16 protein-coding genes are annotated in these 18,169 nt (G+C 42.3%); 8 read left to right on the top strand and 8 right to left on the bottom strand.

All coding sequences use genetic code 11. From position 1 onward, the window contains the following. Nucleotides 1-62: 62 nt before the first annotated feature. Nucleotides 63-1,451: an amino acid permease gene (locus ACQXR1_RS04375; RefSeq protein ID WP_069149951.1), complete on the top strand. Its 1,389-nt coding sequence runs from the start codon at nt 63-65 to the stop codon at nt 1,449-1,451. 82 nt (nt 1,452-1,533) lie between these two features. Here the strand turns inward: ACQXR1_RS04375 and ACQXR1_RS04370 are convergent, their stop codons facing one another. Continuing rightward, a complete protein-coding gene (locus ACQXR1_RS04370) occupies nt 1,534-2,166 on the bottom strand; it encodes a LysE family transporter (protein ID WP_040082335.1) in 633 nt (210 codons plus the stop codon). A gap of 153 nt (nt 2,167-2,319) precedes the next feature. Between ACQXR1_RS04370 and ACQXR1_RS04365 the strand changes: the two genes are divergently transcribed. From ACQXR1_RS04365 to ACQXR1_RS04345, 5 genes are all read left to right on the top strand, one after another. Next, complete coding sequence (locus tag ACQXR1_RS04365) at nt 2,320-3,147, top strand: TrmB family transcriptional regulator (RefSeq protein ID WP_014664770.1); 828 nt, start codon at nt 2,320-2,322, stop codon at nt 3,145-3,147. 194 nt (nt 3,148-3,341) lie between these two features. After that, nucleotides 3,342-3,842: an RNA polymerase sigma factor SigV gene (sigV, locus tag ACQXR1_RS04360; protein WP_106073615.1), complete on the top strand. Its 501-nt coding sequence runs from the start codon at nt 3,342-3,344 to the stop codon at nt 3,840-3,842. Beyond that, a complete protein-coding gene (gene rsiV, locus ACQXR1_RS04355; RefSeq protein WP_069839585.1) occupies nt 3,842-4,699 on the top strand; it encodes an anti-sigma-V factor RsiV in 858 nt (285 codons plus the stop codon). Before sigV ends, rsiV begins: the two co-directional genes overlap by 1 nt. 113 nt (nt 4,700-4,812) lie before the next feature. After that, nucleotides 4,813-6,717, top strand: a complete 1,905-nt coding sequence (gene oatA, locus ACQXR1_RS04350; protein ID WP_243572184.1) for a peptidoglycan O-acetyltransferase OatA — start codon at nt 4,813-4,815, stop codon at nt 6,715-6,717. 133 nt (nt 6,718-6,850) lie between these two features. Continuing rightward, entirely contained in the window at nt 6,851-7,141 is a 291-nt protein-coding gene (locus tag ACQXR1_RS04345) for a YrhK family protein (RefSeq protein ID WP_040082329.1), read from the top strand. Nucleotides 7,142-7,387: 246 nt separating this feature from the next. On the opposite strand, the gene cypB is transcribed toward ACQXR1_RS04345, so the two are convergent. The 7 genes from cypB to ACQXR1_RS04310 form a co-directional block, all read right to left on the bottom strand. Beyond that, the gene (gene cypB, locus ACQXR1_RS04340) at nt 7,388-10,552 is read right to left on the bottom strand and encodes a bifunctional cytochrome P450/NADPH--P450 reductase CypB (RefSeq protein WP_430771782.1); all 3,165 of its coding nucleotides are present in this window, start codon (nt 10,550-10,552) and stop codon (nt 7,388-7,390) included. A 15-nt stretch (nt 10,553-10,567) separates the two neighbouring features. Beyond that, nucleotides 10,568-11,152: a transcriptional regulator FatR gene (fatR, locus tag ACQXR1_RS04335; protein WP_071581504.1), complete on the bottom strand. Its 585-nt coding sequence runs from the start codon at nt 11,150-11,152 to the stop codon at nt 10,568-10,570. Nucleotides 11,153-11,371: 219 nt separating this feature from the next. Then, nucleotides 11,372-11,914, bottom strand: coding sequence for a class I SAM-dependent methyltransferase (locus ACQXR1_RS04330; protein WP_134975279.1), 543 nt, complete (start codon nt 11,912-11,914; stop codon nt 11,372-11,374). A 187-nt stretch (nt 11,915-12,101) separates the two neighbouring features. Further along, nucleotides 12,102-12,260: a hypothetical protein gene (locus ACQXR1_RS04325; RefSeq protein WP_134975278.1), complete on the bottom strand. Its 159-nt coding sequence runs from the start codon at nt 12,258-12,260 to the stop codon at nt 12,102-12,104. Between the two features lie 155 nt (nt 12,261-12,415). After that, nucleotides 12,416-12,565 (bottom strand): YrzI family small protein, encoded by a 150-nt coding sequence (locus ACQXR1_RS04320; RefSeq protein ID WP_004399102.1) that lies wholly within the window; start codon nt 12,563-12,565, stop codon nt 12,416-12,418. A gap of 391 nt (nt 12,566-12,956) precedes the next feature. Beyond that, nucleotides 12,957-13,757 carry a formate/nitrite transporter family protein gene (locus ACQXR1_RS04315; protein WP_069149959.1) on the bottom strand — a complete coding sequence of 267 codons (801 nt, stop codon included), beginning with the start codon at nt 13,755-13,757 and terminating at the stop codon, nt 12,957-12,959. Between the two features lie 261 nt (nt 13,758-14,018). Then, nucleotides 14,019-14,387 (bottom strand): DUF2294 domain-containing protein, encoded by a 369-nt coding sequence (locus ACQXR1_RS04310; protein ID WP_014664781.1) that lies wholly within the window; start codon nt 14,385-14,387, stop codon nt 14,019-14,021. Between the two features lie 315 nt (nt 14,388-14,702). Here ACQXR1_RS04310 and fdhF point away from each other — a divergent pair, with 315 nt between their 5' ends. Further along, complete coding sequence (gene fdhF / locus ACQXR1_RS04305; protein ID WP_103749985.1) at nt 14,703-17,645, top strand: formate dehydrogenase subunit alpha; 2,943 nt, start codon at nt 14,703-14,705, stop codon at nt 17,643-17,645. 22 nt (nt 17,646-17,667) lie between these two features. Then, on the top strand, nt 17,668-18,150 hold the full coding sequence (locus tag ACQXR1_RS04300) for a DUF1641 domain-containing protein (RefSeq protein WP_069839593.1): 483 nt from the start codon (nt 17,668-17,670) through the stop codon (nt 18,148-18,150). Nucleotides 18,151-18,169 lie beyond the last annotated feature (19 nt).

The following is an 18,169-nucleotide window of genomic DNA, read 5'->3' as shown; positions in this document are numbered from 1 at the left end:
TTTAAATGTTATAATATCCTTTAAAACTTTACTCATCTTTTTATTATTGGAGGAAAATAAAATTGATAGGCAATTCTAGCAAAGACAATTTTGGCCAGCAACAGAAATTGTCTAGAGGCCTTAAAAACAGGCATATACAATTAATGGCGATTGGAGGTGCAATCGGTACAGGTTTATTTTTAGGGTCAGGTAAATCCATCCACTTTGCAGGGCCATCCATTTTATTTGCTTACTTGATCACCGGCGTATTTTGCTTTTTCATTATGCGTTCGCTCGGAGAACTGCTCTTATCAAATGCGGGATACCACTCTTTTGTGGATTTTGTAAGGGACTATTTAGGAAACATGGCAGCATTTATTACTGGGTGGACCTACTGGTTCTGCTGGATTTCCCTCGCGATGGCTGATTTAACGGCGGTCGGCATTTATACGCAATATTGGCTGCCCGATGTGCCTCAATGGCTGCCCGGCCTTCTTGCGCTTATTATCCTGCTGATCATGAATCTTGCCACCGTTAAACTTTTCGGAGAATTAGAATTTTGGTTTGCATTGATCAAAGTCATTGCCATACTGGCCCTGATCGTAACTGGCATTTTCCTGATTGTGAAAGGTTTTTCCGCAGCTTCCGGCCCTGCCAGCCTTACCAACCTTTGGAGCCATGGCGGCATGTTCCCAAATGGATGGCATGGGTTTATCCTATCGTTCCAAATGGTCGTCTTCGCTTTCGTGGGTATTGAACTTGTTGGACTGACAGCTGGTGAAACAGAAAATCCCCAAAAAGTGATCCCTAAAGCCATCAATCAAATCCCTGTCCGGATTTTACTTTTTTATGTAGGCGCACTTTTCGTGATTATGTGTATCTATCCTTGGAATGTGTTGAATCCAAACGAAAGCCCATTTGTTCAGGTCTTCTCTGCTGTGGGCATCGTTGTGGCCGCCAGTTTGATCAATTTTGTTGTATTAACATCAGCCGCATCAGCTGCCAATAGCGCTTTATTCAGCACAAGCCGAATGGTCTATTCACTTGCAAAGGATCATCACGCACCTGGACTATTAAAGAAATTGACTTCTTCTAACGTTCCAAGCAATGCGCTGTTCTTTTCAACCATCGCCATTCTGATTGGCGTTAGTCTGAATTATTTAATGCCTGAGCAAGTCTTTACACTGATTACAAGTGTTTCTACAATATGCTTCATTTTTATTTGGGGCATCACGGTGATTTGCCATTTGAAATATCGAAAAACAAGACAGCATGAAGCGAAAGCAAACAAATTTAAAATGCCTTTTTATCCATTATCCAACTATTTAACACTTGCATTTCTTGCATTCATTCTTGTCATATTGGCACTGGCGAATGATACACGTGTTGCTTTGTTTGTCACCCCGGTCTGGTTTGTTTTATTGATTATTTTGTATAAGGTGCAGACCCGCAGAGGACATCAGATGAAATAAAAAAAAGACAAGGGATACTCACTCCCTTGTCTTTTTTATGGCCAAACACTAAGTTTTAAATTTCATTCACTTCATTTAAGTGTTAACTCAAACCAGTTTTGATGCCGAAACCTACTAATATCATTCCGGTTATTTTTTGAAACACTTTTTGGAACCTCGAGTTTTTCATCCATTTTTTCGCGTAATCAATAATATAAACAAGAAACAGAAACCACAACACCGCTAATAAGGTTAGGATTGAAGCTAAAATGATGAGCTGCTGGTTTATATTTCCGTTTAAATTGATAAATTGGGGCATGATTGTAACATACACCAAAACAGTTTTAGGATTAAGAATGTTACTGAGTGATCCCTGCATAAAGGAAGTTTTATAATAACGTTTCGGAGAACTTGCCATATTTTTTGTTTGAGACTGCATGTCATCTAACGAAAACATACTTTTAGCAAAAAAACTTTTTACGCCTAAATAAATTAAGTACGCCGCTCCCAAATATTTGATCGTTGTGAAAAGGATCACTGACTTTGCAATCACCACCGATAATCCTAAAATGGCAATCACCGTCCAAAAGGATAGTCCAGTTGCCAATCCGAGAATGTTATAACGTCCGGCTTTCGGGCCATATCGAAGCGTATTTTTCATCACAAGCATCGTATCTGCACCCGGCATGATAACCATCATGGCAGCGATCGGTATGTATGCGAGTAAGCTGTGCATTGTTCTCTCCCCCTTTAAAAATCCCCTCAATCATTTAGTGACTACAAAAGTAACTACTTATAAAAATTGTATCAATGCGTTTGGAATAAATCAATATGGTTTGTTAAAATAGCGATTACAAAGGCAGTGATTGCTCTTTATATTGGAGGATATATGAAGGAAAATATGTTAGACATTTTGAAAAACCTCAATTTTACAGAATATGAGTCGAAAGCTTATTTGGCGTTATTGCAAGAATCACCTTTAACAGGCTACGCCGTTGCCAAAAAATCCGGAGTGCCCCGTTCTAAAATTTATGAAGTCCTGGAAAGCCTTGTGATCAGAGGAGATGTTTTTGTCAGTCATGGAAATACGCCTCAGTATGTTCCTGTCCCCGCGAAAGAACTGATTAAAAACCGCCGGCTCAAAGCGGAAGAACATTTTGATCAGGCTGAAAAATATTTTGAAAAGTTCGAGCAGACCGCAAATGACCGGGAAAACATCTGGAATATCACCGGCCGCAGTGAAATTCTTGAAAAGGTGAAGGCCTGTATCTTATCCGCCAAAAAAAGAATCCTCTTAGAAATATGGAAAGAGGATTTTGAAGAGATAGAATCAGAGCTCAAACAGGCGGCAGATCAAGGCGTTATTGTCACCATTATTGCTTACGGAGACATCGTATCTGATTTCGCTAATATTTACCTGCATGATATGAGCAGTGAAATTACAGAAGAGTATGACGGACGGTGGCTTGTCTATAGCGGAGATGATTCAGAAGTAGTTGCGGGCATTGTCTCGCTTGGCAACGACAGCCGTGCCGCATGGACGATGCATGTAGGTTTAGTCATGCCTATTACTGAAGTGATCATTCATGATCTGTATCTTATGGAAATTCTGAAAAAGCATAGAGAGCTTTTGGAAGAAAGCTTTGGGAAAAACCTCATTCAATTGCGTCGTAAATTTTCTATCCACTCAGATTTCAAAAAACATTACTTGGAATAGCGTTTGGCATCGTTTACCCCAAAAACAAGGCTTGTACGAAATAAGCCTTGTTTTTTTATGCATAAAAACTTCCCCATGCTGATTTACTTCTTTTAAAAAATGTGATTCTGCGCAAACTATTTTTCAGGCTGCCGCGTCTATCCTAGGTAACAGCCTACGATATACGTATATTCAAAAAGGAGCCCTTTATTGCAATGAAGAAAAAACAAACAACAAAAGCGTTGCTTGTCACATGCATAACTGATCATAAGCAAGATTTCTACAGGTTGGCTTTCAGTTATGTGAAAAATCAAGATGACGCATTAGATATTGTTCAGGAATCTATAAAAAAAGCGCTGAGCTCAGTTGAAACGGTCAAAAACCCCGAGACGATAAAAAGCTGGTTTTATAAAATTTTGGTGCGTACAGCTATTGATTTTTTGCGCAAACAAAAAAAGATAAGAGTGATGGACGACGAAACGATAGAATTTTTAAGCAAGGGAAAAGAAGACCATTACAAGGATACTGATCTCCATGAAGCGCTTGACGAATTGCCTTACCGCTATAAAACCATTATTATTTTACGTTTTTTTGAAGACCTCAAATTAGAAGAAATTGCGGAAATTACAGGAGAAAACACGAATACCGTCAAAACGCGCCTATACAGAGCATTGAAGCTGATGCGCATTCAGTTGACGAAGGAGGATCTTTCTTAATGGATAAGAGATTACAGCAATTAAAAGAAGAATATAAAAATGTTCCGATTCCTAAAGAATTGGATGTCATTGTTGAAAAAGCCCTTCAGCAAGAACCAAAAAAGAAAAAAATTGTCATGTGGCCGACATCAGCAGCAATCGCTGCAGCTATTTTATTCACTGCGCTTGTGAATATCAACCCTGACGCCGCTCACGCTATGTCTAAGATCCCTGTCATCGGCAAAATCGTCAAAGCGATCACCTTTATTGAAATCAAAGAGGAAAAAGACCAATCAAGCATTGATGTCAAAACACCTGCTTTGTCCGGACTTTCTAATAAAGAGCTTGAAAACAGCATTAACGAGAAATATTTGAAAGAAAGCCAGCAGCTGTATAAAGAGTTTATACAATCCACATCCAAAAACAAAAAAGGGCATCTCAGCATCTACAGTGATTACGAGACGGTCACAGACACGCCAGATTTGCTTTCGATCCGGCGCAATATTGAAACAACACAAGCATCTTCCTACACACAAAGCCGTTATATTACGATTGACAAAAAGAATGATATTTTACTTACATTAAAAAGCTTATTCAAAGATGAGCGCTATATCAAAGTCATCAGTCAAAACATCAAAGAGCAAATGAAACAGCAAATGAAGGAAGATCCTAATAAAATATATTGGCTCACTGATGAAGATGCTGAACCGTTCAAAACGATTCTTCCTGATCAAACGTTTTACATTACTGAGGACCATAAACTTATGATCTCATTTGACGAATATGAAGTCGCCCCCGGCTATATGGGCGTTACCGAGTTTAAAATTCCAACCAGCGTCATTTCAAACTTGCTCGTGGGAGAACGTTATATTCGATAAAATAAAAAAACATCCATTTTAGATTATGGATGTTTTCTCTCTTTTCTATTTGAGGTCGTAACCTCGCTATCAAAAACAAACGAGAATATTTGCATACTATTGGAGGAATACCCATGTATCACAAGACACAGCATCATCGATACATCCCTGGACTTGATGGCCTTCGGGCTTTTGCCGTCCTGTCCGTTATCGCTTATCACCTAAATTTCAATTGGGCTAACGGAGGCTTTATCGGAGTTGATATCTTTTTTGTTTTATCCGGATATTTGATTACCTCCATTCTATTGCCGGCATATGGAAATGATATCAATCTTGATTTTCGGGACTTTTGGGTGCGCCGCATTCGGCGGCTTCTGCCAGCGGCTTACCTTATGATCTTTTCCACTGTTGTTTGGGTCGTATTGTTTGACCGGGAACTATTGCACACTGTACGCGGGGATGCGATCTCTTCTCTCTTTTATATGAGCAATTGGTGGTTTATTTTTCACAAGCTATCATATTTTGATAGTTTCGGTTCCCCATCACCTCTAAAAAACCTTTGGTCGCTGGCGATTGAAGAACAATTTTATATCATATGGCCAATGTTTTTCGTTTTTGGAATGTACATATTGAAAAGCCGTGCCAGATTGGCTGCGGTAATATCGTTGCTTGCGCTTTGTTCAGCCATGATGATGAGCATACTGTATGAACCTGGCGGAGATCCGAGCCGCGTCTACTATGGCACAGACACTCGTTCGTTTGACCTTCTCATCGGATGCGCCTTGGCTTTGGTATGGCCGATGAAAAGGCTGTCTTCCAACAGGCTGCCAAGCAAACTGAAGCACACTTTGCACGCCACTGAATTTTCGGCATTTTGTATTTTAATGTTATGTGTCTATTTCACAGATGAATACGAACCTTTTCTTTACAGAGGCGGAATGCTATTCATTAGCATCACTGCTGCAATTCTTATCGCATGTGTTTGCCATCCGAGCAGCTTTTTAGGCAAGCTCCTTTCATGGAGGCCGCTTCGGTGGCTTGGAACAAGGTCTTACGGTATTTATCTTTGGCACTACCCTGTTATTGTGTTGAGCACACCAGTTCAAGAAATCGGAAATCCTGTTTTTTGGCATATCGTGCTAAAGATTATTGTGACATGTATACTTGCCGAGCTTTCCTATCATTTTATTGAGAAGCCGATACGGACACAGGGATTTAGAACATTTTTCAGCGGTGTTTTGATACATAGAATCAAGGAATGGAAAACGACATCTGTTATTAGCAAAATGTCAATTGGTTTCGTCATTTTCACTATACTTATTTTTGCAGGAGGGCTGTCTGGATTGGCCGGAGAGCAAAAGCACCCTACTAAATGGACCTATAGCTCACAAGAAACAAATGCTGACACCAGCCAAGCTTCTGGGGATAAAAAGGATGCTGCAGCAGATAAAAAACACAATCCTGAACAAAAAACACCAGGCTCCAAGCAAGGACAAAAGGAAAATAAAAATAATGGGCAAGAGACTCATAAAAAGAAAGACACGCAATCTCAACAGTCGAAAGAACCCGCAGACACTGCGAAAGAAGTGTTAGCTATAGGCGATTCCGTCATGCTTGATATTTCTTCACACCTGCATCAGTCACTTTCAAATGTGACGATTGATGGAAAGGTGGGAAGACAAATGTCTCAAGCTTTGGAACTCGCAAAGGAATACAAGTCTTTTAATCAGTCCAACAAGGCTGTCATCATTGAGCTTGGAACCAATGGCTACTTTACAAACAGCCAAATCGAACAACTGCTTCAATCTTTCTCAAAAGCCCATATCTATCTCGTCAATACACGGGTTCCCCGCCAATGGGAAAGCAAGGTTAATGAATCTTTACAGCACCAGGCAAGCGCACATCAAAATGTTACGTTAGTTGACTGGCATACAGAAGCCCTTCAGCATCCGGAATATTTTACCCCTGATGGTGTTCACTTGGTTCCTAAAGGGGCAAAAGCTTTGACTGCTCTTATTGTTCAGGCGATGAAATCGTAAAAAAGAGATCCTATACGGATCACTTTTTTACTTTAGTTTCTGATCGTTGATTATGTCTTCTTTCAGCAAGGCAGCCCTTATGTTTACATGCCGTTTACGTAAGGGTAAGCCAAAATTGAATGGAGGGATGATAATGAAAGGAAATGAAGAACATGATATCCAAAAAGAGCTGAAACGATATGAGCTTTTTTTCAAAAAACGATATAAGATTCTTTATACAGTAAACGATTTTATCATCGGTGCTTTGTTTCTCGTTGGAAGCTTTTTCTTTTTCTATGACCAGTTAAAGTCTGCAGGGATATGGCTGTTTGCGGTCGGAAGCTTGCTGCTGTTAATCAGGCCGACCATTCGGCTGATTCATGACTTTCATTACCGTAAACATGTAGAACGGCAATTCAAGCATCAATCTTCAACAGATGACTGATCTTAAGGAATAAGAAAGAAAAAAATGCCGAAAGCCTGAGTCAAAAATCAAAAACAAGACTTTTAGACTATTTATTTTTAAAAATAAGGTAAAAAGAACTAAACTTTTGCCTCTGTATGACGATATGAATAATAAGGCCGGCGCGATACTCCCTATAACATCCTTTTCAGTAGATTTCATTATCGTGCCGGTTTTCTTACATGCAAAGCAATCCCGCCAATCAGATTGGCGGGATTTTATTTTTTATTAATTTCCTGTCCAAACGTCTTTTACATAACGTTTTTGGTCTTGCAGCTTTTGCAGCCAATCGGCGGATTCTTCCTGACTTGCCCCTTTTTCAGTTTCATATGCCCATCGCAAAGTTTTCTCTACGTCAGGAGCCATTTGCGATCCATCACCGCATACGTAAATATGAGCGCCTTTTTCAATGAGTGTCATCAATTTCTGTGAATCTTGCTTGAGCAAGTGCTGGACATATCCTTTTGATTCGTTTTCGACGCGTGAGTAGCATCGGCGGATTGTGACCAAACCTTCCTGTTCCGCTTGATCCAGCTCTTCTCTGTAAAGATCGTCATGATCTGGGCGCCGGCAGCCGAAGTATAAAAGTGCTTCACCAAGCGTGCTTCCTTCCTTATTCAAAACAGATCTAGCCTGAATAAAGCCCCTGAATGGCGCAATTCCTGTACCCGGACCAACCATAATCATAGGCGTTTCAGGGTCATCCGGCATCTGGAATCCGGACTGCGGCGTACGAATGAAGCAGGCTGCTGCATCACCTCTATTCAGGTCTGCTAAATAAGTAGAGGCGACACCCCGGTATTCACCTCGGCCGCTCCATGCTGAGGCTTTCACAACTCCTACCGTCATGCTCACGATATTTGCATGGGCTTTCGGTGAACTAGAAATGGAATAGTATCTCGGTTTTAGTGATGGCAAAAGTGCTAAAAACCGTTCAAACGGTATTTCGCAGGCAGGATAATCTTCTAAAAGATCAAGCATGGTAAGACGTTTTGCAAGCACCTGCTCTTTGTAAGTGCCATCATCTGAAACGAGCTGTTCCAGTTCTTTTTGATGCGGCGGGCAGACTGTATAAGAAGCCAGCTCGCGAAGCTGAAGCCTTGAAGCCGGTTCCTGCAGCTCTACATAGGACGACAGTAAATCCGCTACTTTAATCGGCCGGTCCATCGGCAGGTGAGCCATATGAGCGCTTCCGCTTATTTGTATTACATGATTGGACTGCAAACCGAATCGGCTGAGAACCCGCTGAACAAGCTCCCTGCTGTTCTTCGGAAGGATTCCGATATGATCGCCTTCTTTATATGTTTTCCCCACCGGAATTTCCAATTCAATATGGCGGGTCGAACGCGTACTGTCAGCTGACTGGAGCTCTCGATTCTCTAATACAATCCCTTCAAACGCGCCATATGCTTTGGCAACCGGCGTTTCCGTCGCTTCACTGAGAAAAGTAATCGACAATGAAGGCCTGTCTTCTTTCTGGGCGATTTCGTTAATATCAAATGCGTCCAGCGTTTCCTTCCAGAAGCGGTTTTCCCAAGACTCGCGATGGCTTTCAAAATCATCGGCCGCATCACCTTCCCCAATCGCTGTTAAACGCGTTGCCCCCTTTGCTTTCATCATGTCATCAATCAGGCGTGGAATCCGCTGATACGTGCTGGCCCAGCTTCGGTTTCCGCAGCCGAATACCGCATAGGAAACGCCTTTCAATCGGCCTTCCTCAAGCTCTTTCAGCCACTCTACAAAGCCGGCGGCATTATCAGGCGGAGCCCCATTATAAGAAGCTGTTACAATGACGACTGCCCCTTCTTCAGGGAGCTTGCCGATATAATCATCAAGCGGAGCCGTTTCAGCTGTAAAGCCCATCTGGCGGCCTTGAGCGGCCAGTTCACCGGCTATTCCCTCAGCTGTCCCAAGGTTTGAACCGTAAAGAACGAGTAAAGGTGTGCCGTGTTTAGGTTGGGTTTCTTTTGGCTTTGTTTCTGTTTTGATGTCTGCCTGTTCTCTTCGCTGTACATTGATTGCCACTGTTTTCCGCGGTTTCACAGTAATTTTAAAATCATCCGGCTTGATTGTTAATGCTTCTTTGATTTTTAGTTCATAGCCATTATGATTTATCAAATCAAAATGCTTTAATACAAGACCGAGAACCATTGTCGCTTCTTGAAGAGCAAACTGCATGCCGATACAAGCGCGCTGGCCGTTTCCAAACGGCTTATACGCATGATGAGGGATACTTGAAGGATCTTCAAACCGTTCCGGACGGAAATCTTCCGCATCCGCTCCCCAAGCGTTTTGGTCCCGGTGCAGCTTCGGAATTAAAATGGTGACAGGCTGCCCTTTGCTGATCGGATATTCCCCGCCTAGAACAGTGTCCTCCTTCGCATATAGAGAAAAAGCCGGAGCTGTTGGATACAGTCTCAGGGTTTCGTTTAACACCATCCGAATGTATTTGAGCTGCTGGATTTGTTTATATTCAGGCGTGTCATCCGTTAGCACGCGATCCGCTTCCTCCTGAGCTTTTTTCAGTTTTTCCGGATGTGTAAGCAGACAATAAATCGCAAAGGAAAGCAAACCGCTTGTTGTCTCATGTCCAGCTATTAAAAATGTGATGATTTGATACCTTATGTTTTCGTCATCCAGCGTTTCACCCGTTACTGGATCTTTGGCATAAAGCATGAGAGACAAGAGATCCTTAATGTTTTCATCCGGATTCGCCTTTCGCTCCGCTATCATTCTATCGACAAGGGAGTTCATGACTTCTATATCTTTTTGGAACTGCAGTTTCGTTTTCACCATCATTTTATCTTGCAGGCCCAGTCTTTTCGATTGATTCATCGCCTCTTTTAAGGCACGGAGCATGCTGGTGATAAACGGATGCTGCGAATCACGGTAAAAGCTGTTGAATCGATAGTTAAACCCGCATAACCCAATCGTATCAAGCGTCAGACGCGTCATATCGTCCGCTACGTCAATTTCTTCATTGGGGTTAAGGCGGCTCCATTTTTGTATAAGCTGGGTTGCGATATCCAGCATCATAGAATGATAGCCTTTCATCGCTTTTTGGCTAAAACTTGGCAGCAAAATGCGGTGGGCTTTTTGCCAGTTCGGTTCGTGCGTCCAGCTTGTAAATAAGCCATCTCCGCCGAACTCGCGCACCTTTAGCAAACCTTTGCCAAGGTTCTTGTCAAAGCGGCTTTCATCACACACTTCAGTCACAAGATTGTGGCCTGAGACAAAAACACTGGATACTCCCGGAAAATCAAAACGGAAAATTGGTCCCAATTCATCAGCTAACCGCCATAAGGATTGAGAAAGCTGTTCTTTTTCCAGATGCGGAAGATTTTTTAAAGGTCCGTATGTTTTGGGCTGAGGTATTGCGCTTGCCTGTTTCATTGACATCTCCCTTTCCTATTTTTGTGATGATTGAAGCTTAATGGCATCCCAGCAGCACTGTTCCAATTCAGTAATTAAACCAGTGTCCATCTCTATATCACCTGTTTGGACGAGCTGATATAACTTGAGAAACGCCCCTAATACAATCGCAATTAACACATTAGAGGGCAGGCTGCGAATCACGCCTTCCGCTTTTCCCTTATTAAAATAGTCATCAAGCATTTGAGTCAGATTTTCTATCATTTTTTTGCTTGTATGATTTAAGTAATGAGCGTCTTTTTTAGTTTCAAGAAAAAAAAGCGCATAGTCACTCTCTTTCGTAAACTGAACGAGACAGCTAAATACGTGATGGAAGCCTTCTCTGACCGGCAGTTCCGAAATGTCTTGCTTCAGCTTTTCTGTAAATCGCTGAATGCTTTCTTGAAACAGTACGTTGACGAGTGTTTCTTTGCTGTCAAAATAACGATAGATCGTCCCTGTCCCCACATGAGCACGTTCAGCTATCATAGGAATAGTCGTAGCGTCAAAACCCCTTTCTGTAAAAAGCGAGACAGACGCTTTCATAATCATGTCGTATTTACTGCTGGATGCGGATAACATGTAATGCAACCTCCGATTCGTTTGCGGAATGAATATTCATTCCTTTTGTTCATAAATAATATCTGCCCTATCTGATATCACCTCTTTGTTCTTTCTTCTGTTATAAGTTTATATGAAAAAAACTTTTTTTAATATAAAGTATATGCAAAAAATAAAAAATTAAGAAAATATACCCAATCCCTAATGTAAGGATCTTGGATATATTTCCCGAGAAATTTTTTATTTAACAGCCACAATACATAGACAGGAATCACGCCTGATGACAGAAAGTTCCCTGAAATGCTGGTCTTTCAACAGTTGAATATACGTTTTCTCTTTTTCAGCGGTATTTGTATCAATACTGATGTAACACCGGCCATCAATTTGAAGCACCCTGTAAATTTCTCTTAATGCAAGCCTAATATCGGTGCAGCTCTGAACCGTATGTAAAGAAAACACTTTATTAAAGATACGGTCATCAAAGGGAAGGTTCTCTGGAAAGCCATGAAAAACCTCCCCTTTCCCCATGTTTTTTCGATTCGCACGGGATATCTGTCTTACCTTTCGCTTTGAAGGATCGATGCTTTTTAAGCTTCCCTTGTCTAGTTTCTTGGCTATGCTTTTAAAAACAGTGCCATTTCCAATTCCAATTTCTAAAATTCTGTCATTTCCTTGTATATCTATAGAGTCAATCATCATATGCTCAATGGTTTTAATTTGCTTATATTTCCGAGAAAATAATTTCCAAAGATTCGATCGTTTATAGAGTCTATTTTCTAGCATTTTAAACACCTGCTTTTGGTTTCCTGTGTTTATTTATTATATTCGAAAAATAAACATCATCTTCTTTTCTAAAAGGGAAGGAAGGTACCAACTAGACGGCAATGTGTCTAAAAACGTTTCGATAGAACTAAACTTTTTCATTTTTCCCGCAAAAAAAGCAGAAAACAAAATGTTTTCTGCCCTCTTTCTAATGCCAATGATAAGGGAATACATACAGCCTTTGCTGCTGCATTGCCATCAGCCTCTGCTGTCGGAACGGATTTCCATAGCCATGTTTGAAGGAATGCGGCATGGACGCATAACCATGGCCAATCGACGGCAGCCTTTTTTGATCATCGTTCATGATGCCATCACCTGCCTCATAATAACGTTGATTTACTATATGCAGGCGCGCATTTTCTTGACAGCTGTTTCGCTAAACTTGGTCCTTCTCCATTGTATAATGCATCAATAATTCCATTCTAAGCATATGCCATTCCCCCTTCAGTTTTTTTATTGCTTTTAGCGCCAGTTTGTTAAATAAAGATGCTTTAACTGAGACTCCTTCATTTCATCATAAATCTGCTCAATCTGCTGTTCTCGTTCGAATTCTTCCAGGCTCTTAAACCGTTTTTTTATCGTTAACGTTAAAAAGAATAGGTTAATCGTCATATGCTCACCCCCTTTCAAAGTCCGCACCAAGCGAAATAGCCCGCAGCATCAATCCTTCTGCCGCGGGCAAATAAAAACCGCAGACAAAAGAAGACACCAATGCCTCTACTGCCTGCGGGGAGTTGCGTATGTCCGACTATTCCGAATTTAATGCGTGCGATAAGCATCGGTTAAGGAAGGACACGAACTCTTCCACAGGCTGAATAAACCATGAACTTTTCCTTGTGTATCACGTACAGGTTGACGTCGTTGTCTCATTGTCATTTTGGTTCAGCCTCCTTTGCTCTTTTTTCTTACTTTGTAAGTATATCCACCAAATTCCATTTTGTAAACATCTTTTTCTAAAAATGGACTGAAATTGTGCAAATCATCGAATGGATTTGCCCGTTGCTCATGATACCTGCTTCATTTCTTTTCTGGAGCGGTCTTTCTTATGATATGCAATAAAATAAATGAGTCCGACAAATACAGCTCCGCCGATGACATTGCCGATAAAAGCAGGAATAATGTTTCCGATAAACTGCCCCCACGTGAACGAGCCTGCAAAAATGGCAGCAGGGATCACAAACATGTTGGCGACAACGTGCTGAAATCCGATAGCCACAAAAGCCATAATTGGGAACCAGATGCCAAGGATTTTACCTGCTGCGTCTTGGGCGCCGAAAGAAAGCCACACTGCAAGACATACAAGCCAGTTACAGCCGATGCCGGAAATGAGAACCTTTCCAAAGCTCATATCGAGTTTTCCTTGGGCAACGGCAACCGTTTTTTCTAAATAAGGACCTGTTTCAGTCAATCCAACCAAATGCCCAAAAAAGTACGCAACAAACAATGCGCCGATTAAGTTCATAACTGTGACGATTCCCCAGTTAATCGCCAACTCTTTTACTGATATTTTTCTCGAAAATAACGCCATCGCAACTGACATCATATTTCCTGTGATCAGTTCAGCGCCAGCGAGAACGACAAGGATTAGACCGACTGGAAATACTGCTGCACCGATCAAACTGGACAGGCTCCCCCATTCTTTCGGAAGATCACCGATCACCCTGATATCAAGCAAATACCCAAGTGCGATAAATGCACCGCCTAAAAACCCCAGCACAAGCAGTGACGGCAGCGAGAGCTTTATTTTTTTCATCCCTGCTTCTATTGCTGCTTCCGCTATTTCATCCGGTTTTCGAAAAGCCATAATAAAACGCCTCCATACTTCTTCTTTTCTAACAGTTATGCAAGAAAGGCAATAAAAAAGGCAGCACTCAAATAACCTGTGTCAAACCAGGCGTTTGAATGCTGCCTAACTTGTATGCATACCCATACAACAATATCAAGCAGTATGTAAGATATTGAAAGAGAATATATACAGTTCGTGCATACATTCCATTGCTTTAGCCTTCTATAACTGTAGCAACATCATATCAAATGTGACAAATTTGTGTCAATGGCAAATATGCTAGCTTTGCACAGCTTCTTTTTGATCATCTATTTTTCGGTCAAAAACAAATACAGATACAGCGATGTTTTCCTCAATTTTAATATCAGAAAACAAATGGACTAGCTTAGCTCCCATAAGTTCCTCCATCCCTTCTGGCGTTTGTTTGGAATAAAGGTCTTGAATCAGGCTTGTCCGAGCCGCATGCACCATCTCTCTTCCTTCAGGCGTACGGGCGATAAACTGCTCGCTTGCACTCAGATTTCCGTATAGCGTTGAAACTGCCATGTTTTCTACAAATACAGTATGAATTCGCTCAGGCCCTTTTCCGAACAATTCTTTGCGAAGCTTTCGAATGATATCATTGAATTCGTGAATTTTTTTAGACATGCTGATTACCCCTTCCGATATTGCCTTATAAAGGCTTTTCCCGGTTCCCCTTAGGACATTTCACTTGGTTAAAATTTTCCTGCCATATTGTATTATAATAAATATCACTTTATAATAAAAGCAGTGTTGATGGATTTGTAATAGGATCTTGTTATGAGTCTATCGTTTTATAAAAATCAAGGATTGGTCTGTTAGTAAGACTTGCTAGTGAACTATTCCGCCATGTGTGTTTACACCTTCTTAGAATTAAGGACAGGTGTATCTATACATGGCTTTTTTTGACTTCTTGAAAGAAAGATGGAGGGGAATATGAATATGATGGACGGTAAGTCGATCAGTATCCGTGTAGACGGAACAGAAATTCAAGCACGAGCAGGGGCCACAATTTTAGACATTTTAAATGAAAACGGAATTGAATACCCGCAGATTTGCCACGTACCAGAGGTTGATCCGATTCAAACTTGTGATACTTGCATTGTAGAAGCAAATGGCAAGCTGGTTCGTTCATGCGCGACGGTCGCAGAAAACGGAATGTCAATTGATCTTTCGGGAAATCGAGTGAAAGAAGCGCAAACCGAGGCGATGGACCGCCTTCTTGAAAACCATTTGCTGTATTGTACGGTTTGCGATAACAACAATGGGAACTGTACGCTGCATAATACAGCGGAAATGATGGGGATTGAGCATCAAAAATACCCATATACGCCAAAAGAAGATCCTTCTTGCGCGGTTGATATGTCTCATCCTTTTTATCGCTATGATCCAAACCAATGTATTGCCTGCGGCCAGTGTGTTGAAGTCTGTCAAAACCTTCAGGTAAATGAAACACTCTCAATCGATTGGGAACGCGAACGCCCTCGCGTGATTTGGGATGAGGGAGTTCCGATCAATGAATCTTCTTGTGTCAGCTGCGGTCAGTGTGTCACAGTATGTCCATGTAATGCACTGATGGAAAAATCAATGCTCGGGCAGGCTGGCTTTATGACAGGCATTAAAGAGGACGTTATGGAGCCGATGATTGACCTCGTGAAAAACGTTGAACCGGGATATGGCAGCATTTTTGCCATTTCGGAAGTTGAAGCGGCAATGCGAGAAACGAGAACGAAAAAAACAAAAACTGTATGTACGTTCTGCGGTGTCGGATGTTCTTTTGAAGTATGGACAAAAGGCCGGGATATTCTAAAGATCCAGCCTGTTTCTGATGCTCCGGTTAACGCGATTTCCACATGTGTCAAAGGGAAATTCGGCTGGGATTTCGTCAATTCTGAGGAGCGGATCACAAAGCCTTTAATCCGTAAAAACGGAGCTTTTGTGGAATCTTCTTGGGAAGAGGCCCTTGATCTTGTCGCAAGCAGATTAGGATCAATTAAAGAGCAGTACGGTAAAGGCTCTGTCGGGTTTATCTCTTCATCTAAAATTACGAATGAAGAAAACTACGTCATTCAAAAGCTAGCGCGTCAGGTATTTGAAACAAACAACGTCGATAACTGTTCACGCTACTGTCAGTCTCCTGCCACAGACGGATTGTTCCGCACTGTCGGTATGGGCGGTGACGCCGGCACGATTAAAGATATCGCCAAAGCCGGTCTCGTCATCATCGTCGGCGCCAATCCGGCGGAAGGACATCCGGTGCTTGCAACACGCGTCAAACGGGCACACAAGCTTCACGGTCAAAAACTGATTGTTGCCGACCTGCGTAAAAATGAGATGGCTGAGCGATCTGATCTGTTCATCAGCCCTAAACAAGGCACAGACCAAGTTTGGCTGATGGCTGTTACGAAATATATGATCGACCAAGGCTGGCACGATCAGGCGTTTATTGATGAGAACGTCAATTACTTTGAAGATTATAAAGAAACCCTTAAAACGTATACGCTTGATTATGCAGAACGCATCACAGGCCTTTCAAAAGAAAACATCATTCAAATCGCTGAAATGATCCGTGATGCTGACGGCACTTGTGTCCTTTGGGGAATGGGTGTCACACAAAATACAGGCGGTTCTGATACATCAGCAGCCATATCAAACCTGCTTCTCGCTACGGGCAACTATCGCCGTCCGGGTGCAGGCGCTTATCCTCTGCGCGGACACAATAACGTGCAAGGCGCTTGTGATATGGGAACATTGCCTGGCTGGCTGCCGGGATATCAGCATATTACAGATGACAAAGCCCGCGCTAAATTTGAAGAGGCATATGGTGTTGAGATTGATGGAAAGCCTGGTTTAGATAATATTCAAATGCTTCATGCCATTGAAGAAGGCAAAATGAAGGCCATGTATCTTGTCGGTGAGGATATGGCATTGGTCGATTCAAACGCGAACCATGTGCATGATATTTTATCTAGCCTTGATTTCTTCGTGGTACAGGACATCTTCCTGTCAAGAACAGCTCAATATGCGGATGTCGTCTTGCCGGCCACTCCTTCACTTGAAAAAGACGGAACATTCACCAACACAGAACGCCGTGTGCAGCGATTGTATCAGGCGCTTCCGACGCTTGGTGACGCAAAGCCGGACTGGTGGATTATTCAAGAGGTCGCAAACCGTTTAGGAGCGAATTGGAATTACAGCCATCCAAGTGACATTTTCTCTGAAATGGCGAGTCTTTCTCCTCTGTTTGCCAAAGCAAGCTATGAGGTGCTAGAAGGCTGGAACAGCTTCCTATGGGGCAGCTTCACAGGTGAAAGCACACCGCTTCTGTATGAAGACGGATTTAATTTCCCTGACAAAAAAGCCCGCTTTGCCCTTTCTGATTGGACTGAGCCAGCGGCATTTCCAGAGGAATATGATCTTCATATCAATAATGGCCGGATGCTGGAGCATTTCCACGAAGGGAACATGACAAATAAATCGAAAGGCATCCAAGCTAAAGTGCCGAATGTATTCGTTGAGATCTCACCTGAGCTTGCACAAGAGCGAGGTGTTTGTGACGGTTCGCTTGTACGCCTCGTTTCTCCGTTCGGAGCAGTCAAATTGAACGCGCTGATCACAGATCGGGTACGGAAAAATGAACTCTATCTGCCAATGAACTCAACTGATAAGGAGTCAGCGATTAACTTCTTGACGGGGCCTGCAGCTGATAAACGGACGAACACGCCTGCTTATAAACAGACAAAGGTCCGGATGGAAGTGCTTGGCGGCTGTGAAACAGCGCCGCTTCCAAAAACAAATCCGCGCAACAAAAAACGGCACCCGCAAAATGGAGTCGAAGCAGAAAGAAAATGGAACCGCCCGGGCTATGTCCATCTGACTGACTGATTAACCGATAGGAGGAAAACGAATGGCCACTCCCATTACGACGATCAAAAAAGAAACAAAAACAGCCGAGCAAATGAAGCTTGAAAAAATAGAAGAACTGAAAGAGCTGCTGGCGGAAAACGAGGACGCCGTCTCTAAAACGATGACGTTAATGAATGAACTCAATGATCTAGGAATTTTTGACGCGGCAACAAGCATGCTCAGAGCGAAGGAAGACATTGCCAAGATTGCGCTTGGCCAGGTTTCCCGTGAGCCTGTCACCAACCTCATCAACACGATGATGGCCGCCGGAGGCGCATTGACAAAAGCCGACCCTGAGTTTACAGCAAAGCTTTTAGAAAGCGTAATGGCTGGGACTGAACAGGCACAAAGCTTTTTAAAAGAAGACAAGAAAGTCGGGGTTCTCGACCTGTTAAAAGCAATGAACGACCCTGACATCAACAGAGCCGTCGGCTTCGGCCTTCAGTTTTTAAAAGGCATGGGAAAAGAACTTCGAGAAAAATAACAAAAAAACAGCCATCGCG

The organism is Bacillus sp. ATD, from assembly GCF_050585765.1.
Lineage (GTDB): Bacteria > Bacillota > Bacilli > Bacillales > Bacillaceae > Bacillus > Bacillus stercoris.
Note: the sequence above shows the minus strand (reverse complement) of the source record. Positions and strands in the feature narration are given on the sequence as shown.